This is a genomic window from Streptomyces sp. NPDC107454, assembly GCF_055582885.1.
Genome location: NZ_JBVJPA010000001.1, coordinates 713,771 through 738,078 on the forward strand (window position 1 = coordinate 713,771; position 24,308 = coordinate 738,078).

The 24,308-nt window shown below is 71.1% G+C and carries 22 protein-coding genes; 11 read left to right on the plus strand and 11 right to left on the minus strand.

All coding sequences use genetic code 11. The features are described from left to right. Positions 1-19 precede the first annotated feature (19 nt). Genes ACZ69M_RS03145 through ACZ69M_RS03155 form a run of 3 tightly spaced genes read left to right on the plus strand, consistent with a single transcriptional unit; the run spans position 20 to position 3,673 of the window. A complete protein-coding gene (locus tag ACZ69M_RS03145; RefSeq protein ID WP_470046165.1) occupies positions 20-1,327 on the plus strand; it encodes a hypothetical protein in 1,308 nt (435 codons plus the stop codon). Beyond that, the gene (locus ACZ69M_RS03150) at positions 1,324-2,910 is read left to right on the plus strand and encodes a substrate-binding domain-containing protein (protein ID WP_470046166.1); all 1,587 of its coding nucleotides are present in this window, start codon (positions 1,324-1,326) and stop codon (positions 2,908-2,910) included. Before ACZ69M_RS03145 ends, ACZ69M_RS03150 begins: the two co-directional genes overlap by 4 nt. Continuing rightward, positions 2,897-3,673, plus strand: coding sequence for a hypothetical protein (locus ACZ69M_RS03155; RefSeq protein WP_470046167.1), 777 nt, complete (start codon positions 2,897-2,899; stop codon positions 3,671-3,673). The genes ACZ69M_RS03150 and ACZ69M_RS03155 overlap by 14 nt, the downstream gene beginning before the upstream one ends. Positions 3,674-3,684: 11 nt before the next feature. Here the strand turns inward: ACZ69M_RS03155 and ACZ69M_RS03160 are convergent, their stop codons facing one another. The 5 genes from ACZ69M_RS03160 to ACZ69M_RS03180 all read right to left on the minus strand — a co-directional run bounded on the left by ACZ69M_RS03160 (position 3,685) and on the right by ACZ69M_RS03180 (position 9,421). Continuing rightward, entirely contained in the window at positions 3,685-4,695 is a 1,011-nt protein-coding gene (locus ACZ69M_RS03160; RefSeq protein ID WP_470046168.1) for an LLM class F420-dependent oxidoreductase, read from the minus strand. A 127-nt stretch (positions 4,696-4,822) separates the two neighbouring features. After that, positions 4,823-5,659, minus strand: coding sequence for a hypothetical protein (locus ACZ69M_RS03165; RefSeq protein ID WP_470046169.1), 837 nt, complete (start codon positions 5,657-5,659; stop codon positions 4,823-4,825). Between the two features lie 158 nt (positions 5,660-5,817). Then, entirely contained in the window at positions 5,818-6,819 is a 1,002-nt protein-coding gene (locus ACZ69M_RS03170) for an N-acetylmuramoyl-L-alanine amidase (protein WP_470046170.1), read from the minus strand. Positions 6,820-6,841: 22 nt separating this feature from the next. Continuing rightward, a complete protein-coding gene (locus ACZ69M_RS03175) occupies positions 6,842-7,492 on the minus strand; it encodes a class I SAM-dependent methyltransferase (protein WP_470046381.1) in 651 nt (216 codons plus the stop codon). A gap of 183 nt (positions 7,493-7,675) precedes the next feature. Beyond that, complete coding sequence (locus ACZ69M_RS03180) at positions 7,676-9,421, minus strand: MFS transporter (protein WP_470046171.1); 1,746 nt, start codon at positions 9,419-9,421, stop codon at positions 7,676-7,678. Positions 9,422-9,656: 235 nt separating this feature from the next. On the opposite strand from ACZ69M_RS03180, the gene ACZ69M_RS03185 reads away from it, so the two are divergent. From ACZ69M_RS03185 to ACZ69M_RS03200, 4 genes are all read left to right on the plus strand, one after another. Then, positions 9,657-10,859 carry a lipid-transfer protein gene (locus ACZ69M_RS03185; RefSeq protein ID WP_470046172.1) on the plus strand — a complete coding sequence of 401 codons (1,203 nt, stop codon included), beginning with the start codon at positions 9,657-9,659 and terminating at the stop codon, positions 10,857-10,859. Between the two features lie 63 nt (positions 10,860-10,922). Further along, a complete protein-coding gene (locus ACZ69M_RS03190; RefSeq protein ID WP_470046173.1) occupies positions 10,923-12,350 on the plus strand; it encodes an MFS transporter in 1,428 nt (475 codons plus the stop codon). Between the two features lie 76 nt (positions 12,351-12,426). Then, positions 12,427-12,966, plus strand: a complete 540-nt coding sequence (locus tag ACZ69M_RS03195) for a SigE family RNA polymerase sigma factor (protein ID WP_054230928.1) — start codon at positions 12,427-12,429, stop codon at positions 12,964-12,966. Positions 12,967-12,995: 29 nt separating this feature from the next. After that, positions 12,996-13,784, plus strand: coding sequence for a hypothetical protein (locus tag ACZ69M_RS03200; RefSeq protein ID WP_470046174.1), 789 nt, complete (start codon positions 12,996-12,998; stop codon positions 13,782-13,784). 50 nt (positions 13,785-13,834) lie between these two features. Here ACZ69M_RS03200 and ACZ69M_RS03205 read toward each other — a convergent pair whose 3' ends face one another. Next, on the minus strand, positions 13,835-14,467 hold the full coding sequence (locus ACZ69M_RS03205) for a response regulator (protein WP_470046383.1): 633 nt from the start codon (positions 14,465-14,467) through the stop codon (positions 13,835-13,837). Positions 14,468-14,757: 290 nt separating this feature from the next. Here ACZ69M_RS03205 and ACZ69M_RS03210 point away from each other — a divergent pair, with 290 nt between their 5' ends. Continuing rightward, a complete protein-coding gene (locus ACZ69M_RS03210) occupies positions 14,758-16,308 on the plus strand; it encodes an alpha-L-arabinofuranosidase B (RefSeq protein ID WP_470046175.1) in 1,551 nt (516 codons plus the stop codon). Here ACZ69M_RS03210 and ACZ69M_RS03215 read toward each other — a convergent pair. From ACZ69M_RS03215 to ACZ69M_RS03225, 3 genes are read right to left on the minus strand one after another with little or no spacing between them, the layout of a single operon-like run. Continuing rightward, the gene (locus ACZ69M_RS03215) at positions 16,286-17,563 is read right to left on the minus strand and encodes a sensor histidine kinase (RefSeq protein ID WP_470046176.1); all 1,278 of its coding nucleotides are present in this window, start codon (positions 17,561-17,563) and stop codon (positions 16,286-16,288) included. The two genes, ACZ69M_RS03210 and ACZ69M_RS03215, sit on opposite strands and share 23 nt — an antisense overlap. A 29-nt stretch (positions 17,564-17,592) precedes the next feature. After that, positions 17,593-18,312: an ABC transporter permease gene (locus ACZ69M_RS03220; protein WP_470046177.1), complete on the minus strand. Its 720-nt coding sequence runs from the start codon at positions 18,310-18,312 to the stop codon at positions 17,593-17,595. Continuing rightward, positions 18,312-19,223, minus strand: coding sequence for an ABC transporter ATP-binding protein (locus ACZ69M_RS03225; protein WP_470046178.1), 912 nt, complete (start codon positions 19,221-19,223; stop codon positions 18,312-18,314). The genes ACZ69M_RS03220 and ACZ69M_RS03225 overlap by 1 nt, the downstream gene beginning before the upstream one ends. A 254-nt stretch (positions 19,224-19,477) precedes the next feature. On the opposite strand from ACZ69M_RS03225, the gene ACZ69M_RS03230 reads away from it, so the two are divergent. The 3 genes from ACZ69M_RS03230 (at position 19,478) to ACZ69M_RS03240 (ending at position 22,467) form a co-directional block, all read left to right on the plus strand. Next, on the plus strand, positions 19,478-20,335 hold the full coding sequence (locus tag ACZ69M_RS03230; protein ID WP_470046179.1) for a MaoC/PaaZ C-terminal domain-containing protein: 858 nt from the start codon (positions 19,478-19,480) through the stop codon (positions 20,333-20,335). Positions 20,336-20,380: 45 nt separating this feature from the next. Then, positions 20,381-21,457 carry a Zn-dependent alcohol dehydrogenase gene (locus ACZ69M_RS03235; protein ID WP_403687627.1) on the plus strand — a complete coding sequence of 359 codons (1,077 nt, stop codon included), beginning with the start codon at positions 20,381-20,383 and terminating at the stop codon, positions 21,455-21,457. Between the two features lie 71 nt (positions 21,458-21,528). Next, positions 21,529-22,467, plus strand: a complete 939-nt coding sequence (locus tag ACZ69M_RS03240) for a 3-oxoacyl-ACP reductase (protein ID WP_470046180.1) — start codon at positions 21,529-21,531, stop codon at positions 22,465-22,467. 102 nt (positions 22,468-22,569) lie between these two features. On the opposite strand, the gene ACZ69M_RS03245 is transcribed toward ACZ69M_RS03240, so the two are convergent. Next, positions 22,570-22,737 (minus strand): hypothetical protein, encoded by a 168-nt coding sequence (locus tag ACZ69M_RS03245; protein WP_165854109.1) that lies wholly within the window; start codon positions 22,735-22,737, stop codon positions 22,570-22,572. 62 nt (positions 22,738-22,799) lie between these two features. Next, complete coding sequence (locus tag ACZ69M_RS03250) at positions 22,800-24,107, minus strand: hypothetical protein (protein WP_470046181.1); 1,308 nt, start codon at positions 24,105-24,107, stop codon at positions 22,800-22,802. Positions 24,108-24,308: the final 201 nt, after the last annotated feature.

A 24,308-nucleotide genomic window follows, 5' to 3' on the forward strand; every position in this document is an offset into this window, starting at 1 on the left:
GGGGAGAGGCAGGCAAGCGGTGTCCGAGCTCAGCAGACCGACCGCGATCGAGGAACCGAGACTCACCACCCGCCAACGGGCCGGACGCCGCCTCCCGCGTCACATCATCGTCGTACTGCCCCTGGCCCTGGCCGGGTTGATCGCCCTGTCCGTCTCGGGCAACGCGCTGCGGCCGTTCGACCGCATCACCACCATCGAGGCCAGGATGGCCTCCAAGTCGGACTTCTTCAAAGACCCCGAGGTGCGGCGGCTGTTATTGGAGCACGGCTTACGGGTGGACATCCACCGGCTCGGCTCCCGGGGCATAGCCACGCAGTCCCTGAAGGGCATGGACGTGGTCTTCCCGTCCGGCCAGCCCGCGGCGAAGCTGATCCTGAACCGGCAGGACCACTCGGTGAAGTCGGCGCGTCCCTTCGTGACTCCGCTGGTGCTGGCGACGTTCCGGGACTACGCCGAGACCCTGGAGCGGGCGGGCGTGGCGACCGCGCAGCGTCTCGGGAGCGGCACAGACACGCTCTACTACGACCTCGACATGCGGAAGTTCACCGGCCTGCTCAACGGCAGGGACGACGACGCCCGCACGGCCGGCGAGGCCGCCGACGTCTCCGGGGACGGCAAGGGCGCGAGCGTCGACACCTGGAACGGCATCGGCTACGGCGACACCGGCCGCAGCAACAGCGGCCGTGTCCTGGTCCGCACCTCCAGCGTCTGCGAGTCCAACTCCGCCGGGACCTATCTGAGCATCCTCGCGTTCGTCAAGAACGGAAACCGCACGCCGGGCACACAGCACACGAACGACCCCCAGGCGGCGGCCGACGAGGTGCGGAGCATCGCCCAGGACATCAAGCCGCTCATCAACCTCCAGGGCATGTGGGCCGACGAGCAGGCCGACAGCTACTTCTCCGACCTCGGCGAGAGCATCGCCCCCATCTCCGTGATCTACGAACACCAGTACCTGGCCCACCAGATCGAATACGTCGCCAAGCACAAGAAGCAGGACACCAGCCGCGTCCTCCTCTATCCCACTCCGTACGCCCTCACCGAGCCCCAGCTCATCTCCCTCAGCGACAAGGGCGACAAGCTGAGCGACCTGATCGAGTCGGACCCCGAACTGCGCCAGCGGGCCATCGAGCTGGGTTTTCGCGTCCGGTTCTCCGGCGAGGACGGCACCAGCGAGCAGCTGAACACGTACCTGCGCGAGCACGGCGTCCAGGTGCCGAGGCCGAACCGCGACCAGACCAAGGTGTACGAGCCCGACCTGGACGTCCTGGAGAAGATCATCGACTACGTGGGCAACTGCCCGCCGCCCGTGCGGGACACCCCGTGAGCCGCCGCGCCCGCGCCCTGACCGCCTGCCTGGCGCTGGTGCTCCTGGCCGCCCTCACCTCCTGCACCCGGGGCAGGGAGGACGTCACCCTCCGGGTCCTCGCCAGCCCCGAACTCGCCGACCTGGCCCCACTGCTGGGCGAACTGAAGGAGGACACCGGGGTCGAGCTGGACATGGAGTACGAGGCCACGGCCGACCTGGCCGGGCAGTGGCCCGCGGCCGGGAAGAAGTCCTCGTACGACCTGGCCTGGCTCGCCTCGGACCGTTCGTTCCTGCTGCGGCTCCAGGAGTCCGGCGAGCGGCCGATGCGCCCCGAGTCGACCCCGATCATGCGCTCGCCCGTGGTCGTCGGTCTCACCCCCGACGTCGCGGCCAAGCTGCGCGCCGGGGTCCCGGGCGGGCGGCTCTCGTGGGCGGACATCGCGGACGCGGCGGCCGACGGGACCGTGCGGTTCGGGATGGCCGACCCACGTCGCAGTGACACCGGCCGCGCCGCGCTCGTCGGGGTGGCCACCGCCGCCGCCGGGACGGGCACCGCACTGCGCGAACAGGACGTCTCCTGCGACCGGTTGCGCGGCTTCCGCTCGGGCCAGACCCTCACCGGCGCCAGTTCACACGACCTGATCGACAGCTACGTACGCGATCAGGGCCGGGCCAACGCGCTCATCGCCCACGAGTCCGAACTGCTGTCGCTGAACGCCGGCGGCAAGCCGGCCCACCCCCTGGAGATCGTCTACCCCGAGGACGGCATGGTGCTGTCCGACTTCCCGCTGCTGCTGCTCGACGGGAAGCAGCGGTCCGCGTACCACACGGTGGTGGACTGGCTGCTGCGCGACGACGTCCAGCGCAAGCTCATGGAGCGCACCTGGCGGCGCCCCGTCGATCAGGACGTCGAGCCCCTCCGGCGGCTGCGGGAGGCCGCCGTCGGCAACGCGTTGTCCTTTCCCGACCGGCTGTCCATCGTGCGGCGGCTCGTGGCCGACTACGGTGATCCGGCCCGCCGGACCACGGACCAGGTGGTGTTCCTGCTGGACTTCTCGCGCTCCATGCGGGGCGAGCGGATCGCCGAGCTGCGCGCCGCGTTCGCCGGCCTGAGCGGCGCCGACCCCACCTCCACCGGCAAGTTCGCCCGGTTCTACCGCGGGGAACGCCTCACGGTGGTCCGGTTCGGCGGCGGCGTCCTTCAGGAGCGGACCGTGACGGTGCACGACGACGGCGATCTCCGCACCCTCGACAAGGTCGTCGCAGACGGCGGCTTCGACGACTCCACCGCCGTCTGGTCGGCCCTCGACCGCGGTTACGCGATCGCCGCCGACGCGGTGGCGGACGAGCCGCAACGGCCCGTTTCCATCGTGCTGATGACGGACGGCGAGAGCAACGCGGGTATCGGATACGAGGAGTTCCTGCGCCGACACGGTCAACTGGGCGCCGCGGCACGTGAGGTGCCCACCTTCCCCGTCCATTTCGGAGAGGCCGACGCGGGGGCCCTGAAACGGGCCGCCGCCGCGACCGGCGGCCGCATGGTCGACGCCGGCCTCTCCTCCCTCTCCGACGCGTTCAAGGAGATCCGTGGGTGTCACTGACAGTCAGTGGTGGGGTCTGTGGTGGGGGTGGGTGGTCGTCTGGCTGCTCACCGCGGTCTGCTGCGTCGTCCTGCTCCGGTACGCGCTGGTGCGGTGGGGATGGCTGCGCCGCCGGCGCCGACACGGCGGACGCACGGTCCTCGGCATGTGTTTCTACCTGCACGAGGAGCGCGTCAGGGATCTCATCCTGAGCGGCGGCTTCGCGGTCCCCGTGGAGCAGGAGGTCGCCGACCGCACCCATTCCACCACCGGTTTCGGCCTGCTGGGCAAGCTGGGCTTCGGGGGCGGGAGGTTCCAGCGGGACGTCACCCGGGAGAGCGTCACCACGTACGTCCGGCAGAACACGCCCATCACGGTGATACGGCTGCTCATGGACACCATGCGCAAGGAGGACGTGGTCGTGGACGCCGACCTCACTACCGGCAGGCTCGTTCTCAACCGGGCGCTCGCCGAGAGCCTGCGGGACGGGCCCGAGCCCGGGAAGGCGCCGTTGAGCGCGGTCATGTCGGAGTTCGTCTCCGTCACCGGCCGTTTCACCGCACACCGCACGGACAGCGGTGACGTCGTGCTGCGTGCCCGGTACGGCAGCGGGGAAGCGTCCGCTCAGGTGAAGATCACCTGCGCCGGGTCCGAGGGGCGCGGGGAGTTCCGCAACGAGGACTACTACACCGGGGAGTTCCAGGCCCGGTGCCTGGGCAAGGTGCGCACCTGGATCAGCGGGACCGGGGAGCTGACCCTGGACCCGATCGCCATCTTCCGCTGAGCCGACAGGACCTAGGAGTTGAGCTCGGCGAGGACCCGTAGCGTGTGCGGGTCCGGTGACAGGACCAGCAGGTCCGTCACCGGGCCCTTGCGCCACAACTCCAGCCGCTCGGCGATGCGTTCACGCGGTCCGACGAGGGAGATCTCGTCGGCGAACGCGTCCGGGACGGCGAGCACCGCTTCCTGGCGGTGTCCGGCGAGGAACAGCTCCTGGATGAGCCGGGCCTCCTCCTCGTACCCCATCCGTGCCATCAGATCGGCGTGGAAGTTGCGCGCCGCGTGCCCCATCCCGCCGATGTAGAAGCCGAGCATCGCCTTCACGGGCAGCAGCCCCTTGGCGACGTCGTCGCAGACGCGGACATGGGCCATGGGCGCGACGAGGAAGTCGGCGGGGAGATCGCTCAGCGCGGCCTCGTAGGCACCTGGGCGGGTCGGCGACCAGTACAGCGGCAGCCAGCCGTCCGCGATCCGGGTCGTCTGCGCGATGTTCTTCGGCCCCTCGGCGCCGAGCAGGATCGGCAGGTCGGCGCGGAGCGGATGCGTGATCGGCTTCAGCGGCTTGCCGAGCCCGGTGCCGTCCTCGCCCCGGTAGGGGTGTCTGTGGAAGCGGCCGTCCAGCTCGACGGGCCCTTCGCGCCTGAGGACTTGGCGTACGACATCGACGTACTCCCGTGTCGCGGTCAGCGGTGACTTCGGGAACGGGCGACCGTACCAGCCCTCCACGACCTGTGGCCCGGACAGCCCGAGGCCGAGCATCATGCGCCCGCCCGAGAGGTGGTCGAGGGTGAGCGCGTGCATCGCGGTGGTCGTGGGGGAGCGGGCGGCCATCTGCGCGACGGCCGTGCCGAGCCGGATACGGGTCGTGTGCGCGGCGATCCAGGTCAGCGGGGTGAAGACGTCCGAGCCCCAGGACTCGGCGGTCCACACGGAGTGATAACCGAGCCGCTCCGCCTCCTGGGCGAGCGGCAGATGGTCCGCGGAGGGGCCGCGCCCCCAGTAGCCGAGTGCGAGGCCGAGCCGCATGAACCCTCCAGGCGTTTGGTTCTGACGGGACGTCAGTCACGTGCGGGCCAGCCGACTGTACGGCAACGGCCCCCCGCCCGGAAGGACGAGGGGCCGTAGGAGGCCGTACGGGAGCGGACGCGGCAGGTCAGCCGCGCTGGATCCCGGAGGTGTCCTGCAGCACGCCGCGACGGCCGTCCTGCGTCTGCGCCACCAGGTTCGCGCCGCGCTGCTCCACGGCCAGGTACCAGGTACCCGGCGCGAGTTCGGCGATCGGCGCCTGCGAACCGTCCTCCGAGAACAGCGGACGCGGCACCGGTACGGCGAACCAGAACGGCGAGAAGTCACCGGCGGGCGGCTGCGGTTGCGGGGCCGGCGCCTGCTGCGGCTGGCTGGGCTGACCACCGAACGCCTGCCCCTGCTGCGGCTGACCACCGAAGCCCTGACCCGGCTGCTGGGCACCGGGATACCCGTAACCCCCGGGCGGCTGGGCGCCGTACGGCTGGGGCGCGGCGGGCTTGGGAGCGGGGACGAGCGCGGCCTGGAGGGCCGGGACGAGGGGGGTCGCGATGGCGGCGGCGGCCATGATCAGCGTCGCGATGAACGCGAGGATGATGCCGGTGCCTGCGCTGACGCCCGCGTCCGTGGCGTTGCCGACGTTGTCGACGCCGCCCATCGGGTCGAAGACGTTCCCGAGCGCGCTCCACGCGGCGAAGACCGTGAAGGCGACGCCGAACTGGCCGAGGTCGAGTCCGACGATCTTGGGCACCTGCGGCAGGCCGTGGGAGACGATGACCAGCGCGGCCCCGATGATGCCGGCCAGGACCACGCTCAGCAGCAGCGGTCCGCTCGACCAGGCGCTGGGGATGCTGGCACTGCTAGAGGCCCCGTCGATCGAAAAAATGTCGAGGAACGACGCGATGAACAGCAATACCGCTGCTCCGATCACCACGCCGTCGCCTCGAGTGAGGGAGCGGATATTCACTTCAGGTCCTTCGTCAGTCGTCTCGTCGTCGGTGGAGGCGTCGCTGACACCATGTCGCCGTAAGGCCCTGGTGTGAAGCGCGGGGGTGGCCCCTCATCGTAGGGACGACACTATCGCCCGTCCGATCAGGGTGTCCGTCGGGTTCGATCCGCCGATCACTACCCGCGCAGGAAACTCACGATTCCCTCAGAGATCCCACGCGCCGCCTTCTGCCGCCACGCGCCGCTGGTCAGCAACGCAGCGTCCTTGCTATCGCGCATGTTGCCGCACTCGATGAACACCTTCGGAACCGTTGACAGATTGAGACCGCCGAGATCACTGCGGACGTCGAGTCCGGTGCCGTCGCCGATGTAGTTGGAGGGCGCGCTGCCGGTGTCGCGGACGAAGTTGCCCGCGATGCGCTCGCCGAGATCACGGGAGGGGGCGACGATCGCGCGGGTGTCGGCGCCGCCGGAGTGGACGGACGCGGGGAGGATGACGTGGAAGCCGCGGTTGCCGGCCGCGGAGCCGTCCGCGTGGATGGAGACGACCGCGTCGGCGTGCGCGTCGTTGCCGACGCGGGCCCGCTCGTCGACGCACGGGCCCCAGGAACGGTCGCCGTCCTGGGTGAACTTCACCGTGGCGCCCGCCTGTTGCAGGAGCGTACGCAGCCGGCGGGCGACGTCGAGCGTGAACCGGGCTTCGGTGTAACCCGCGTTGGTCGACGTGCCGGTCGTGTCGCACTCCTTCCAGTTCGTGCCGATGTTCACCTTTCGGTTGATGTCGGCCGAGTGCTGGAAGTTCCCGGGGTTGTGCCCGGGGTCGATGACGACGACCTTGCCCTTGAGGGGTCCCGCGGCGGCGGGCAGGTCCGAGGCCGCGGGAGTGGCGGGGCCGGAGAAGGTCGAGCTCGGCGGCTTCCCGTCGTCCGTCCCGGACGCGCTCGGTGTCCGCGCCGCGGCGGAGGCGGATCCGGGTGCCGCGGAGGAAGCCCCGGGTGTGCCGGAGGAGGTCGTCGACGTGGCGGACGTACTGCCCCCGCTGCCCGAGTCACCCACCGCCTGCCACACCAGCCACCCCACCAGCGCCCCCGGCACCAGCGCGGCCACCGCCAGCGTCATCGGCCCACGCCGGGAGCGACGGGGGTTGGGAGGATCGAAGTCAGGACCTACGTACGACACGTCTGCGACTCTAACCGCGCTCTCAGATCCCCGCTCCCGTTCGCCGCAGGACGCGCAGCGAGTCGGTCGCCGAGACCTCGGTGAACGCGCCGGACTCCAGGGCCCGGAGGTAGACGCGGTAGGGGGCCTGGCCGGTGAACTCGTCGGCCGGGTCGGGGAACACGTCGTGGATGAGGAGGAGGCCGCCCTCGGCGACGTGCGGTGCCCAGCCCTCGTAGTCGCCGGAGGCGTGCTCGTCCGTGTGACCGCCGTCGATGAAGACGAGACCCAGGGGTGTGCACCAGAAGGCGGCGATCTGCGGCGAACGGCCGACCATCGCGACCACCTGGTCCTCCAGACCCGCCTTGTGGAGGGTGCGGCGGAAGGTGGGAAGGGTGTCCATCCGGCCGATCTCGGGGTCGACCGTGGCCGGGTCGTGGTAGTCCCATCCGGGCTGCTGCTCCTCGCTGCCCCGGTGGTGGTCGACGGTGATCGCCGTCACCCCGGCCGCGCGCGCCGCGTCCGCGAGCAGGATCGTGGAGCGCCCGCAGTACGTGCCGACCTCCAGCAGGGGCAGTCCGAGCCGGCCCGCCTCGATCGCGGCCTCGTACAGCGCGAGCCCCTCATGGAGCGGCATGAACCCCTTCGCGGCCTCGAAGGCGGCCAGGATCTCCGGCTTGGGTGCCGCGGGCATGGGGTCCTGCATCGGGGGTCCTCCATCGGGTGCGAACGGCGGCGTCGCACGTCTGCCTGTGCCTGTGCGAGTGCGGGTGCGCGTGTACGTGCCTGTGAGCGCCCCATGGTGCACCACACCCCCGCCGCAGCGGCGACGGGGGTGTGGTGCGGCCGGGCCGGACCCCAGGGCCTGTCGTTCGGATCAGGCCTGGGCCGGAACGGTCTCGCTCGGCAGTGCGAGGTCCAGCTCGACGGGGCGGTCGTCGCCGGAGTGGGTCGCCGAGGAGGCGAGCGGGCCGTGGCCCGGTGCCCTGGCGGCGAGGACGTACGCGCCCTCGGCGGGCACGGGGAGCACGTAGCTGCCGTCCGCCTCGGAGAGCGTGGCGCCCGCCTGGCGGCCCCGCCGGTCGATCAGGGTGACCTTGGCACGGGCGACCGTGCCGCCGTCGGCGTCCAGCACCCGGCCGCGGAAGCCGCGGAGCACCTCTTGGGCGCGCTCCAGGGCCGCGTCCTCCTCGCTGCTCGCGCGCAGCTGCGGCTTGGTCGCCGGGCGCCGGCCCGGCAGCAGCAGGGCGAAGAGCAGACCGATGGCGACCGCGCCGGTGGCGATCAGGAAGGAGACCCGGAAGCCGTGCATGGTGGGGACCTCGACGCCACCGACGTTGTTCGCGGTGTTGGCGAGGACCATGCCGATGACGGCGCTGGAGACCGAGGTGCCGATCGAGCGCATCAGGGTGTTGAGGCCGTTGGCCGCGCCCGTCTCGGAGGCCGGGACGGAGCCGACGATCAGCGCGGGCAGCGAGGAGTAGGCGAGGCCGATGCCCGCGCCCAGGACCACCGAGATCACGATGGTCTGCCAGGCGGCGCTCATCAGACCGAGGCCGGCGCCGTAGCCGATCGCGATGATCAGCATGCCGAGGATCAGGGTGACCTTGGGGCCGTACTTGGCGGAGATCCGGGCGTAGACCGGCGCGGTGAACATCATCGTCAGGCCGAGCGGCGCCACGCACAGACCCGCGACCACCATCGACTGGCCGAGGCCGTAGCCGGTGGCCTTCGGCAGCTGGAGCAGCTGCGGCAGGACGAGCGAGACGACGTAGAAGGAGACGCCGACCATGATCGAGGCGAGGTTGGTGAAGAGCACCGAGCGCCGGGCGGTGGTGCGCAGGTCGACCAGCGGCGCCTTCACGCGCAGTTCCATCACGCCCCACAGGAGCAGGACGACGGCCGACGCGGCGAACAGGCCGAGTGTGGTGGTCGAGGTCCAGCCCCAGTCGCTGCCCTTGGTGATCGGCAGCAGGAAGAGGACGAGGCCCGCGGAGAGGCCCGCCGCGCCCAGTCCGTCGAAGGTGCCCTCGGCGCGCATCGGGGACTCCGGTACGGCGATGAGGGTCAGCACGATCGCCACGGCGCCGAGACCGGCGGCGAGGAAGAAGAGGGCGTGCCAGTCGGCGTGCTGCGCGACCAGGGCCGCGACCGGCAGCGCGAGTCCGCCGCCGACGCCGATGGAGGAGCTCATGAGGGCCATCGCCTCGCCGAGCTTCTCGCGGGGCAGCATGTCGCGCATCAGGCCGATGCCGAGCGGGATCGCGCCCATGGCGAAGCCTTGCAGGGCGCGGCCGACGATCATCACCAGCAGTGTGCTGGTGAAACCGGCTATGAGCGAGCCGACGACCATCACGGACAGGCTCGCGAGCAGCATCCGCCGCTTGCCGTAGAGGTCACCGAGCCGACCCATGATCGGCGTGGCCACGGCTCCCGCGAGCAGTGTCGAGGTCATCACCCAGGTGGCGTTGCTGGGTTCGGTGCCCAGCAGCTCCGGCAGGTCCTTGATGACCGGAACGAGCAGGGTCTGCATCACCGCGACAACGATGCCCGCGAAGGCCAGTACCGGCACGATCGCGCCGCCGGGCCTCCGGGTGGGCTGGGCGGTCGTCGTGTGCGTCATTGCGTGAGGCCTCCAGGCCAAAAGAGAGAGGGAGGAAGAAGGAGGAGAGGAGCGGTGGGCGATCCGTGCGGGATTACCTGCGGGGTTACGTGCGGGATACGTGCAAGAGGAACCCGGTGTGCCCGGGCAACTATTCCGATGCTTCGGCGTACTAACAAAATCTTGACCTTCCCATGAAGAACTGACCCGGTATCAGACCTGGCGAGTAAGTGAAACGTGTTCTAGTCTGCGCGCCATGAAGGCCTACGTCGCCGGGGTCGGGATGACCAGGTTCGAGAAGCCCGAGACCCGTGATTGGCAGTACTGGGACATGGCGCGGGAGGCGGGGAGTGCCGCGCTCGCGGACGCCGGGATCACATACGCCGAGGTGGAACAGGTTCCTGTCGGCTACTGCTTCCAGCCCTCGACCGCCGGCCAGCGCGCCGCGTACGAACTCGGTCTGACCGGCGTCCCCGTCTACAACGTCAACAACAACTGCGCCACCGGATCGAGCGCGCTGATGCTGGCCCGGCAGTTCGTCGAGGGCGGGGTCGCGGACTGCGTACTCGCGCTGGGCTTCGAGAAGATGAAGCGCGGGGCGCTGGGGGGCGGGGCGGACGGGGGAGACTTCTCGACGTCACCGGTGGCCCGCCACTACGGCGTCATGGCCGCCCGGCACGGCTTCGAGATGTCCCCGCCCACCGCGCAGATCTTCGGCGACGCGGCGCGCGAGCACATGGAGAAGTACGGCACCACCGAGGCGCAGCTCGCCGCCGTCGGCGCCAAGAACCACCGCCACTCGGCGAACAATCCCTACGCCCAGTTCCAGGACGTGTACGGGGTCGACGAGATCCTCGCCGCCCGGGTCGTGCACCGGCCGCTGACGAAACTCCAGTGCTCGCCCACCTCGGACGGGGCCGCCGCCGCGGTCGTCGTGTCCGAACGGTTCCTGGAGCGGCACGAGCCGGCGCGCCGGGCCGTCGAGATCGTCGCGCAGGCCATGACCACCGACACCGAGGAGTCCTTCGCGTCCGGCTCCTGTGTCGCCGTCGTCGGACAGCCGATGTCGCGGGAGGCCGCGCGCCAGGTGTACGAACGGTCGGGACTCGGCATCGACGACGTGGACGTCGTGGAACTGCACGACTGCTTCTCCATCAACGAGCTGCTGACGTACGAGGCGCTCGGGATGTGCGAGGAGGGGGAGTCCGGCAAGCTCGTCGAGTCGGGGGCCACGACGTACGGCGGGCGGTGGGTCGTGAACCCGTCCGGCGGGCTGATCTCCAAGGGGCATCCCCTGGGGGCGACCGGGATCGCCCAAGTGGCCGAGCTGGTGTGGCAGTTGAGGGGCGAGGCGGGACCCCGGCAGGTGCCGGGCGCACGGGTCGGGCTCGCCCACAACATCGGGCTGGGCGGGGCGGCGGTGGTCACGCTGCTCAGGGCGGCGGGCGGGTGGGCCTAGGGCCTGTGGCCCAGGGCGAGTGCGGCGAAATCCCGATGCAAGGACCGTAGGGTGGTTGAGAGCATGACACTCATGCTTCGAGCCGCGGAAGACACCCGAATATCAGCCCGCGTCGCGCCGCCCACCTGGCTGGTGGTGGCGCTCGCCTGCGCCGGACAGTTCCTCGTGGTGCTCGACGTGTCCGTCGTGAACGTGGCGCTGCCGTCCATGCGGACCGACCTCGGGCTGAGCGCGCCCGGGTTGCAGTGGGTCGTCAACGCGTACGCGATCGCCTTCGCCGGGTTCATGCTGCTCGGCGGGCGGGCCGGTGACCTGTACGGACGTAAACGGATGTTTCTGGTCGGGCTCGCGCTGTTCACGGGGGCCTCGCTGGGCGGCGGGCTCGCCCAGGCTGGCTGGCAACTGCTGGTCGCCCGGGCCGCGCAGGGGCTCGGAGCGGCGGTGCTCGCGCCCTCGACGCTGACGATCCTCACCTCGGCGGTCCCGGAGGGCGCCGCCCGCGCACGGGCCATCGCGACCTGGACGGCGGTCGGCGCCGGGGGCGGGGCGGTGGGCGGTCTGGTCGGCGGCCTGCTGGTGGACGGGCTGTCGTGGCGATGGGTGCTGCTGATCAACGTGCCGGTGGGCGCGGTGGTGCTGGCGGGCGCCGCACGGTGGCTCGTGGAGAGCCGGGCCGGGGACGGGCGGCGGCTCGATCTGCCGGGCGCGCTGCTGGTGACGGCGGGGCTCGCGACCCTCGCGTACGGGATCGTGCAGACCGAGGCGGAGGGGTGGGCGGCGGCCGCGACCCTCGTGCCGTTGTGTGCAGGGTTCGCGCTGATCGGCCTGTTCCTCGTGGTCGAGGCGCGGACGCGGGTGCCGCTGATGCCGCTGCGCCTGCTCGGTGTGCGGGCGGTGGCGTCGGCGAACGCGGCCATGTTCGTGTGCGGCTCCGCGATGTTCTGCATGTGGTTCTTCATGACGCTGTACGCGCAGAACGTGCTCGGCTACTCGCCGCTGGGCGCCGGGTTCGCGCTGGTGCCGAGCTCACTGGCGGTGGTCCTCGGCTCGAAGCTCGCGCCGCGGCTCATGCCGGTGGTCGGGGCGCGCAACGTCGCCGTCATCGGGTCGCTGGTCGCGGCGGCCGGCTTCGGCTGGCAGTCGAGGATGACGGCCGACGGCTCGTATCTGACGGCGGTCATGTTCCCCGGGATCCTGATGATGGCGGGCGCGGGGCTGGCCGCCACCCCGCTCGCCTCGCTCGCCACCTCCGGCGCGGCGCCGGCAGACGCCGGTCTGGTGTCCGGGCTGGTCAACACCTCCCGCACGATGGGCGGTTCACTCGGACTCGCCGTCATGTCGACCATCGCGGCCTCCCGGACCGGGAGCGGCTCGTCGGCCCAGGCCTTGACGGCGGGGTACGCGCTGGTCTTCCGTACGGGCGGGTACGTACTGCTCGGCGGGGTGGTGCTGATGCTGCTGTGGCTGCCCTCGAAGATCTCCGCTCGCTGAGCCACCGAAGATCTCCTGCCGTCGAGGCAACGAAGTCCGGTCCTCGTGGACTCCTTTGTACATCTAGGAGGTGCCCATGGGGGATCGGAAGCAGGCTCGGGACGAGGAGTTCCAGCGCTTTGTCATCGGCCGCTGGCCGCGGTTGATGCGTACGGCATTTCTCCTTACGGGGGAGCAGCACGCCGCCGAGGACCTGGTCCAGACGACGCTGGAGCAGGTCTATGTGGCCTGGCGCAGGGTCGGCGCGGCCGACGACCCGGAGGCCTATGTACGGCGCGTGATGATCAACGCGCATGCCCGGAAACACCGCAGAAGGCTCAAGGAGTTCCTGGCGCCGAAGGACGACTCGGGGCTCACGCACGAGCTGCCCGACCAAGGTGACCGGATCGCCCAGGCCGACGACCGCAGCGCCCTGCTGACGGCGCTCGTCCAACTGCCGCCGCGCCAGCGCGAGGCGGTGGTCCTGCGGTACTGGGAGGACCTGAGCGAGAGCCAGGCGGCGGAGGCGATGGGCTGTTCGGTGGGCGCGGTGAAGAGCAACGCGGCGAAGGGGATCGCGAAGCTGCGCGCCATACCGGGTCTGGCGGACATGGTGACGCACGGAGGGCGGAAGTGATGAGCGCGGACCGGGAGACGAACCACGACATGGCAGACAGGGACATCGCCTTCCTGCTGGCCGACGCCGCGGACGAGGCGGAGATCGGCATAGCCCCCTACCAGGCGGTGGTCCGCGGTGGCCGCCGCCGCAAGGCCCGCCGCTGGGCACTGGCGGCAGCGGCGGCGCTGGTGATCGCCGGTTCGACGGGCACGCTGGCACTGGCCGGGGGGCTGGACGGCGAGGGGCACCGGGTGGTGCCGGTGACCACGCGGCCGCCGACGGCTGAGGAACGGCACGTGTTCACCGCTCAGCGGACCACGCTCGCGGTCGGATACGAGGACGGCAAGACGTGGGAGGTGTTCATCGATGTGTGGGGAGTCCCGCAGGACGAAGTGGAAGCGGAAGCCCAACTGGACGCCATGGGCGGGTACCAGGAGCGGCCGGCGGACGTGCGTCAGGCTTCCGACCTGATCGGTAAGACGACGTACTTCCTGCGCCGGAGCGTGAGCGGGCTTGGCACGGAGATCATGATGTTCAACACGGCGAAGGAGGAAGGTCTCTCGGGCACGGACCTCCAGTCCTTCGCGGGCCCGTTGCTGGGGACCGCCGCCCATAGCCCCGAGCGACTGGTGGCAGGTCAGGTCGGCAAGGCCGCCCAGCGCGTCACCTGCACATGGAAGGACGGCACGACGACCGATGTGCGCAGGGTGCCCGAGGGGTACGGCGTCAACAGCGACGAGATGGTGATCCGCCCGGCGGCCGGGTCCCGGGCGAACTGGTTCGTGTGCCTGGCGCCGAAGGGCACGACCTTCAAGTCGGTGGCGGTGACGAAGTGACGGGGAGCGCGGGACGGGAGCGGCATCGCGGGTTGTCGCCCCCTCGGTGACTACAGCCAGCCCTGCTGGCGGGCCTCCCGCATCGCCTCCATGCGGTTGCGGGTGCCCGTCTTGCCGATCGCGGAGGAGAGGTAGTTGCGGACGGTCGACTCGGAGAGGTGGAGCTTGGAGGCGATGTCGGCGACGGTGGCGCCGTCCACCGAGGCCTTCAGGACGTCGCACTCGCGGGCGGTGAGCGGATTGGGTCCGGCGCTCAACGCGGCTGCGGCGAGCGCCGGGTCGATGACGGTCTCGCCGGTCAGCACCCGCCGGATCGCCTCGGCCAGGTCCTCCACGGGGCCGTCCTTGACCAGGAACCCGGCGGCGCCCGCCTCCATCGCGCGCCGCAGATACCCGGGCCGGCCGAAGGTGGTGAGGATCAACACCCGGCAGCCCGGCGCCTCTTCGCGCAGTACGGCGGCGGCGTCCAGGCCGCTCATCCCGGGCAGCTCGATGTCCAGCAGGGCCACGTCCGGGCGGTGCATCAGCGCCGCGTCCACGATGGCGTCGCCCGCCGCGACCTGGGCGACGACCTCGATGTCCGGCTCCATCCCCAGCAACAGGGCGAGCGCGCCCCGCATCATTCCCTGATCCTCGGCAAGCAGGACACGCACGGACTTCGTGGGCCGGTGGTCCCGGGGCATCTCGTTCACGGGGCCAAGCGTAAGGCGGGGGAAGGCGCGTGCCCCGTTGTGGTGCGCACTTCGCCGGTCATTAAAAACTCTCCATGGTTCGACTCCGCGTGTCTTGACGGCCCTTGACTCCGGGCAAACAATCGCCTCGACATTCCGCGATCTCCTTTGCCGTTCCTGTGTCGGGCCGATATTCGCAAACGTTCGGCATTTCGACCGGGAATGGTTCGGTATTTCGATCGAACGATGTCCGGTATTTCGACCGGATACCCGCACTGTCCTACCAGGAACGGAAGAGGTGCATGGTGTTAACAAGATCGTCGCGCCCGAGAAGCGCCGTGCTGGCCGTGCTGTCGGTGCTGGCGGCCGTCGTCGCGCTCGCCGTCGGGACCCCGGCGGCCACCGCCGCGGGATCGCTGCCCTGTGACGTCTACGCCGCCGCGAGCACGCCCTGTGTCGCCGCGCACAGCCTCGTCAGAGCGCTCTACTCGTCGTACAACGGCTCGCTCTACCAGGTGCAGCGCGCCTCCGACAGCGCCACCGCGAACATCGGTCTCCTGGCGGCCGGCGGGTACGCGAACGCGGCGGCACAGGACTCCTTCTGCTCCGGCACCACCTGCATCATCACCAAGATCTACGACCAGTCCGCGCGCCACAACGACCTCACCGTCGAGGGCGCGGGCGGGGCGGGCGCGGCCGATGTCGGGGCACCCGCGGACGCGCTGCCGGTGACCGTCGGCGGCCACCAGGTCTACGGCCTGGAGATCTCGGCCGGCATGGGCTACCGGGACAACTCCACCTCGGGCGTGGCCACCAACGGGGCGGCCGAGGGGATGTACATGGTGACCTCCGGCACCCATGTGAACGGCAGCTGCTGCTTCGACTACGGCAACGCCGAGACCAACAACAAGGACACCGGCAACGGCCACATGGACGCGATCAACTTCGGCACCGAGTGCTGGTTCTCGCCCTGTTACGGCCAGGGCCCCTGGGTGCAGGCCGACCTGGAGAACGGCCTGTTCCAGTCGGACTCCGGCTACAGCAAGAACACGTCGAACACCGGCACCGGGGCGATGCCGTTCGTGACCGCTTTGCTGAAGAACAACGGTCAGGACCATTTCGCGCTGAAATACGGCAACGCCCAATCGGGGGGTCTCACGACCACTTATTCCGGGGGTGAACCCACCACCAGTGGTTACTCGCCCATGCATCAGGAGGGCGCGATCGTCCTGGGCACCGGCGGCGACAACAGCAACGGCTCCATCGGGTCCTTCTTCGAGGGCGTCATGACCTCGGGCATCCCGACGGACGCCGCCGACAACTCCGTCCAGGCCAACATCGTCTCCGTCGGCTACGGCGGCTCGACCGGCAGCACCGGCTCGCTGGCGGCAGGGTCGGAGATCTCGCTGCGCGCGACCACCTCGTGCTGCACGACCGACTACATCCGCCACCAGAACAACGCGGCGGTCATCTCGGCCATCACGTCGAGCAGTTCGGCGCTCGACAAGGGCGACGCCACCTGGATCGTCCGCAGGGGCCTCGCCGACAGCTCCTGCTACTCCTTCGAGTCACGGAACTACCCGGGCGACTTCCTGCGGCACTACAACTACCAGCTCTACCGACAACCCATGGTCGGCACCACCCAGTTCAGACAGGACGCCACGTTCTGCGCCGGGACCGGCAAGAGCGGGACGGGGAGTTCGTTCGCTTCGTACAACTACCCGACGAGATACCTCCGGCACTACAACTACAACGTCTACATAGCGAGTGACGGCGGTTCGAACACCTTCGACAGCGCCACCTCGTGGACGGACGACGTGAGCTGGGCGGTCACGGCTCCCTGGGCGCCGTAGCCACCGAAGAGGACGCCAGGTCCGCCGCCTCCACCGGGAGTTCGGCGGTCACCGCGAAGCCGCCGCGTGGCGACGGGCCGGCCCTGAGTGACCCGCCCGCCGCCGCGAGGCGTTCCGTCAGGCCCTTCAGGCCGGTCCCGCCGACACCCTCGGCGGGACCGGCCGGGGCGCCCGTGCCGGTGCCGTCGTCCGTGACGGTCAGGCGGACATGGCCGCCCGGTACGCCCTCGACGGTGATCTCGCAGCGGGTCGCGCCGCTGTGCCGTACGACGTTCGTCACCGCCTCCCGGACCACCCAGCCCAGCAGGGCCTCGTTCTGCGGGGTCAGCGGGGCGCCGGACTGGCGGACCACGGGGTCGACGCTCGCCGCGGACAGGGCGGAGCGTGCCCGGTCCAGTTCCGTGGTGAGGCTGCCCTCGCGGTAGCCGGTCACCGCCTCGCGGATCTCGGTCAGCGCCTGCCGGCCCACGGACTCGATGTCCGTGATCTGCGTGAGGGCCGCGTCCAGGTCGCGCGGGGCCAGTCGCCGGGCCGCCTCCGACTTCACCACGATGACGGAGAGCGTGTGGCCGAGCAGGTCGTGCAGATCGCGGGAGAAGCGCAGGCGTTCCTTCTCCACGGCACGGCGGGCCAGCTCCTCGCGGGCGGCGCGCAGCTCACGTACCGCCTCGGAGAGGGAGAGGATCGCCGCCGTCACCATGGTGGACAGGAAGGTGCCGTACGCGACGTTCACCGCGTCCCAGCCCGCCCGGACGAAGGAGACCACCGCCGCGAGCGCGGTCAGGCCGAGACCGATCTGACCGAGCCGCGGGCCCCGCAGCACCGCGCCGGTGGCCAGGCCGAGGAGCGGGAAGAAGTACAGCCAGCTGCCGCCGTATCCGAGGGCCAGCCCACAGGTGACCAGGCCCATCAAGGCGAGCGCCACCTTGGTGGAGCGGGCCTCGCGGGCCTCCTTCACGAAGGCGCGGAACGTCACGTAGATGTAGAGGGAGTTGAAGATGAACAGTCCCAGGCCGCCGATCCAGGGGTTCGCGGTCCTGCCCTGGAGGAGGTTGGAGAAGGCGCCCATCCCCATCAGCAGCCACGGCAGCAGCGCGAAGCCGGTGGGCGGCGGGCCCGGGTTCTCGGGCATCTTCCCGCCGCTCCTGCGGGCGGCCCGCTGCTCGGCCTTGAAGCGTTCCATGTCGGCTCGCCAGCGCGCCCGCGCCGCTCGCCACCCCTTCACCTGACAGCTGACCTCTCGTATCCAGGACATGTCCCCGCTCCCCCTTCGGACGGTCCGCTTCAGATGGTCCGCGCGGCCCTGCGGTACGAGACCACAGCGTACGAACCGAAGGCCAGTAGCCAAGCCGTGAGAACCGCCACCGCGCCGAGCGCCGGTGCGCCGCCCTCGGCGACGGACACGCCGAGCTGCGCGATGCGGTTCGTGGGGGTGAAGCCGGAAAGGGACTGGAGCCAGCCCGGGAAGAGCGTGAGCGGGAACCACAGACCGCCGACCACCGAGAGCCCCAGGTTGCACACCATGTTCGCGACACCGGTCGTCTGCGCGGTGAGCCGGTAGCCGTTGCCGAGGCCGAGCAGGGTGAAGGGTATCGAGCCGAGCCACAGCAGTACCGCGACGGCGGCCCACTGCCAGACCTCCAGCCGTACGCCGTTGACCAGGCCGCCCGCCGCCAGCACCGCGGCGATCGCGGGCAGCACCGTCACCGAGCCGGTCAGCGTCCGCCCGAGCACCACCTCGCGCGGGGTCATCGGGGTCACCCGCAGCTGCCGCAGCCAGCCGATCGACCTGTCCTCGGCGACCCCGCCGCCGGTGTTCAGGGCCGAGCCCACCGCCCCGTACGCGGCCATGCCGATCATCGAGCCGGTCTGCCAGCCGCCGTCACTGCCGCCACCGAGGTTGGTGAACAGGAGGTACATCATCACGGGCATCGCGATGCCGCCGATGACGAAGCCGGCGTCACGCAGCGTCCGGCGCACTTCGAGGCGCAGATAGTCCAGCATCACACCGTCTCCAGAACATGTGAGGTGAGCGTCATGAACGCGTCGTCCAGGGACGCGGGGACGACCTCCAGGCCGCGGACCGCACCGAGCTCCGCCAGCGCGAGCACCGTGGCGTCCGAGTCGTCCGTGCGCAGCCGGGCCCGGTCCCCGCGCACCTCCACCGACACCACACCGGGCAGCAGGGCCAGCCCCTCGGTGCCCCGGCCCGCGAGGTCGAAGGAGACCAGGTTGCCGCCCACCGACCGCTTGAGCTCCTCGCCGGTGCCGTCGGCGACGAGCCGGCCGCGGTCGATGACGAGGATCCGGTCGGCGTGCGCGTCGGCCTCCTCCAGGTAGTGCGTGGAGAACAGGACGGTGTGGCCACGCCGCGCGTAGGACCGCATCGAGTCCCAGAACGCGCGCCGCGCCTCCACGTCCAGCGCGGAGGTCGGCTCGTCGAGCACGATCAGGTCGGGGTTCCCGGCGAGCGCCACCGCGAACCGCACCCGCTGCACCTGTCCGCCGGAGAGCCGGTCGACGCGCCGTCCGGCCAGATCCGCGATCCCCGCGAGCTCCAGCGCGACGGCGACCGGAAGCGGCGCGGGATAGCGGCCGGCGACGAAGGAGACCAGCTCACGGACGGTCACGCGGGGCACCGGCCGGGCCTCCTGAAGCATCGCGCCGACCCGCCCGGCGCGCACCGCCGCCTCCGGGGGGCCGCCGAAGAGCGCGACCGTCCCCTCGTCCGGCTCGTTCAGACCGAGCAGCAGGGAGATCGTGGTCGACTTCCCCGCGCCGTTGCGCCCCAGCAGCGCCACCGTCTCGCCGCGGCGGATCTCCAGATCCACCCCGTCCACGGCGCGCACCGCGCCGAACGCCTTGACCGCCCCCGTGAAGGACACGGCACGCTCTGTCCCACCTGTCTGTGTCATGTCTGAGACGGTACGAATCCGCGGCCCCTGCCCGGCAGATGCGCTTGTACGGACTCCGGCAGGACAAATGTCACGGCCGGGCGGACGGACCGTTGACCTGACAGGGCGTCAGGAGCCTTCACAACTGCCGAGTGCTGGGCTATACAAGGGGCGCCGGACTGGAACGCGTTCTAGATCGGCCAGTGTCGACCTCGGTGCGGCCGACGGTGCGGACGGCCGCACCGAGGTCTTTCGCGCTACTGATCAGGAGCCCCATGCCCATCGACGCCGCCAAGGCCCTCGCCGCCGAACCCCGCAGCGGCGAGATCATCTGGGACCGCAAGGACGTCCAGCTCTACCACCTCGGCCTCGGAGCGGGCGTCCCGGCGACGGATCCCGACGAACTGCGCTACACCCTCGAATCGAAGCTGCACGTCCTGCCGAGCTTCGCCACCGTCGCGGGCGCCGGTTCCCCCGGAGTGATCAGCGGCCTGTCCATGCCCGGCGTCGACGTCGACCTCGCCCGCGTCCTGCACGGCGGCCAGACCGTCGAAGTGCACCGCCCGATCCCGGCCGAGGGCAAGGCCCTGGCCACCGGGCGGATCGCCGCCATATACGACAAGGGCAAGGCGGCCGTCCTGGTCATGCGCACCGAGGTCGCCGACGCCGAGGGACCGTTGTGGACGAACGACGCCCAGATCTTCGTACGGGGAGAGGGCGGCTGGGGCGGCGACCGCGGCCCCTCCACCCGCCTCGAGGAGCCCGCCGGTGCGCCGGACCGGACCGTCGAGCGCCCGGTCCGCGAGGAACAGGCGCTGCTCTACCGGCTGTCCGGCGACTGGAACCCGCTGCACGCCGACCCGGAGTTCGCCAAGCTCGCCGGGTTCGACCGGCCGATCCTGCACGGGCTGTGCACGTACGGGATGACGCTCAAGGCGGTCGTCGACACGCTGCTCGGCGGGGACGTGGCGCGCGTCCGCTCGTACACCACGCGCTTCGCCGGGGTCGTGTACCCGGGGGAGACCCTGCGCATCCGTATGTGGCGGCAGGAAGGCAGCGTCCGGGTGGCCGTGAGCGCCGCCGCGCGGGACGACGCGCCGGTCCTCGCCGACACCGTCGTCACGCACTCCTGAGCCCAGCCCGTCAGTGATCAGCCCGTTGTCGAGGGGAGCCGCACCATGCGCGCAGCCGTACAGCACGAGATAGGCCAGGACAAGCTGGAAGTCCTCGACGACATCGAGGCGGTGGGCTTCGGGCCGGGCAAGGTGCGGATCCGGGTGCGGGCCACCGGGCTGTGCCACTCCGACCTGTCCGCGATGAGCGGCGTACTGCCGCAGCCCGCGCCGTTCGTACCCGGTCACGAGGGCGCCGGGGAGATCGTCGAGGTCGGCGAGGGCGTCACCCATCTCAAGCCCGGCGACCGGGTCGTCGTCTGCTGGCTGCCCGCCTGCGGCGTCTGTCCCGCCTGCAAGCGCGGCCAGAGCCAGCTGTGCCTGGCCGGCTTCATGAACGCCGGCACGCCCAACTTCAGGCGCCCCGGCGGAGACGTCTTCGGCTTCGCCGGGACCGGCACCTTCACCGAGGAGGTCGTGGTCGACGCGGGCTCCGCCGTACCGATCCCCGACGACGTGCCGTTCGACATCGCGGCCCTCATCGGCTGCGGAGTGACGACCGGCCTCGGCGCCGCCCTCAACACCGCTGACGTGGCCGCCGGTTCCTCGGTCGCCGTGATCGGCTGCGGGGGCGTCGGCATCTCCGCGATCCAGGGCGCGCGCCTCAAGGGCGCCGCCGAGATCGTCGCCGTCGACCCGGTCGCCTCACGCCGGGAGGCCGCGCTGCGGTTCGGCGCGACGAAGGCGGTCTCGCCCGACGAACTCCCGGGCGCGAAGCAGTCGGTGACCGGCGGCGAGGGCTTCGACTACGTCTTCGAGGTCGTCGGCCGCTCCGCCACCGCTCGCACCGCGTACGAGAACACCCGCCGCGGCGGCACCCTCGTCATCGTCGGCGCGGGCGCCATGGACGACTTCCTGCAGCTCAACATGTTCGAGCTGTTCTTCGACGAGAAGCGGATCCTGCCGTCCATGTACGGCGGCGGAGACGTCCTGCGGTCGTACGAGCGGACGGTCGCCCTGTGGCGCGCGGGCCGCATCGACCTGGAGAGCCTGATCACCCACCGGGTGCCGCTGGCCGGGATCAACGAGGCGCTGGACCAGATGCGGACGGGAACCGCGCTGCGTACGTGCATCGAGATCTGACCCCCACGGCCGCTTCCGGCTGACCCCCACGACCGCCCCCACGACCGCCGCCACGATTGCTGAGGACTTCGATGCCACTGCCACTTGAAGGGCTTGCCGCGATCGTCACCGGCGCGGGGCGCGGGCTCGGCCGGACCGAAGCGCTGGAACTGGCCCGCCTGGGTGCCGCCGTCGTCGTCAACGACTACGGGCAGCCCGGACGGGACGGCTCCGGCGCGGCCTCGGCCACCCCCGCCGAGGAGGTCGCCGCCGAGATCCGCGCCGCGGGCGGCCACGCCCTCGCCCACACCGGGGACGTCTCCGACCGTGAAGAGGCTCGCGCGCTGGTCGACCTGGCGATCGGCGAGTTCGGGCAGCTGGACATCGTCGTCAACAACGCGGGCATCCTGCGCGACCGGATGGTCTTCTCGATGTCCGAGGACGAGTGGGACTCCGTCATCCGCGTGCATCTGAAGGGGCACTTCAACACGACCCACTTCGCGTCCGCGCACTGGCGGGCGCGGTCCAAGGCGGCGGACGGGCCGGTGTACGGGCGGATCGTGAACACCTCCTCGGAGGCGTTCCTCGCGGGCTCGGCGGGACAGCCCAACTACGCGGCGGCCAAGGGCGGGATCGTCGGGCTGACGACCTCGACCGCGCTGGCGCTCGCGAAGTACGGCGTGACGGCCAACGTCATCTGCCCGCGCGCCAGGACCCGGATGACCGAGGACGTGTTCCACGGGTTCGAGGTGCCCGAGCAGGGCCTCGATCCCCTCGCCCCCGAGCATGTCGCCCCCCTCGTCGGCTACTTGGCCTCGCCCGCCGCCGCGCACGTCAACGGACAGCTGCTCGTCGTGCACGGCGGCATGGTCGCCGTCGTCGAACGGCCGCGGGTGGCCGTCAAGTTCGACACCAAGCAGGACGCCTTCACCTACGACGAACTCGACGCACTGCTCGGCCCGTACTACGCGGAGCGGCCACCGGGGGAGACGTTCGCGGCGGCGGAGGTACTGGGACTCAAGCACCTCTAGTTCCCGCAGTTCCCCCTGCTTCCCCCGGCCTGTCCGCCCCGCACGAAAGGGCCCCGCTCGCGCCGAGCGCGAGCGGGGCCGTATCGCTGGTCCTGCTTACCGTCAGGCCGATGTGTTCTGCTGGTCGGACGGCTTGCGGTGGCGGCCGTGGGGGGTCGCCTCGTCGTCCCGGCCGGAGACCGGGCCGCGGTGCTTGCCGTGGCCTTCGTCCTGGACCGTCGCCTCGTGGGCGTCGGTGGCCGGCGGTTCCATGGTGCTGGTTTCGCTCATGTGGAAGTGTTCACCCCGTCAACAAGATCCTTCTTTGCAGCCGGGGGATTCTAACCGGTCGCTCACGCGGGAACGGGGGCGGGTGACCTGTTCTCTCCTCCGGGCCCCCCTTCGGCCCGGACGGCCTCGTCCTCGGGTGCGGGGCGGGCGGAGAGGGCCCGCCTCTTCACGGGGGACCGCCCGCTCAGCGGTGCCTGTTGGAGGGGGACCGGGCGCGCCGCGGGCCGTTCCGGCGGAGGGGGTGTCTCCGCCGTCATCGCGGCGGAGGGTGCCGTCACCTTCGTCACCCCGCACTGCACCGACCCCGTCGCGTACGGCAGTTGGAGGACCCCCTCCCTGGTCCACAGGCCCGCGCCCGCCAGCCAGCCCTCCGGGGCCGCGAGATGGTGGACCTGGCGTTCGACGGGCCGCCACACACCCACCCAGCTGCCGGCCGGCCCGTCGATGCACAGGGCCACCGCGCAGCGCTCCGGCGTCAGTACCTGCCCCGGCTGGATCGCGAACGGCGTCACCGTGCAGTCGGTGGCGCGCAGACAGTCGGGGAAGCGGATCGGCAGGGTGCTGCCGAGGACGCCCCAGCCGAGGCGGTCGTGGCCCGGGGACGGCGCGTCGGAGCGGACCAGCAGCAGTCCGCTGTCGGCGTCCGCGAGCAGCAACCGGTCGTCGCTGTCCTCGGCGATCTGCAGCAGTGGCGTTACTTCACCGCCGCGCCCCAGGTCGACGACCACCGTCTTGGTGCGGCCGTCCTGGTGGCGGTCCAGGGCCAGCAGGCGCCCCGTGCCGTCCAGCCAGACCCCGCCCGAACAGCGGCCCGGCACCTCGGTCAGGTGCTCGGGCCCGAACGCCCCGCCCACCACCAGCCACACCGCCGTGGAGTCGCGGCCCGTGGCGAGGGCGTACGCGTGCTCCCCGTCCGGCGCGGGCGGCAGCAGCCGCAGCCGGGTGCCCTCGTCGTGGCACTCCACCGCGCCGAGGAGCAGCTCCCCGGTGCCGGGCCCGGTCGGGTACAGCAGCGAGAACGTGTGCCGCCCGTCCGCGACGCGGTGGATCAGCACCCGCCCGTCGGACATCGGCAGCACCTCGGTGCCGGGCTCCTCCGGCTGATGGGACGGCAGCGGTACGGCGTAGGGCTCGGGGCCGTCCAGCGTCCAGCGCTCCGGGAACCAGCATTCGCCGTCGAGGGCGAGGCGGGCCGCGTAGGTTCCGTCCGCGGCGATCACACAGGTGGGGCGGGCGGTCGCGTCCGCGGGGCGGGCGATCGCATCCATGGGGCAGGCGGTCGCGTCCGCGGGGTGGGCGGTCGCATCCGTGGGGCGAGTGGCCCGCTCGTCCCCGGGTTCCGCCGCAGGCTCGGTGGCACAGGCCGTCATCGTTCGGTCACCTCCGGCGACGAAGCTAGTTTTCGCACGCACAGACGTGGGACCGGCGGGCGGGCGCTTCACACATAAGGGTGGCCGTGCCGCGATTCGCCTGAGGGAACGGGGACGCGTGTGCTGAACGGTGCGGGGAGAAGGGGGTGGAGCCCGGATCACCGGGGGCCGCCCGCCGCCGGGATCCCTGGTCGCGCATCC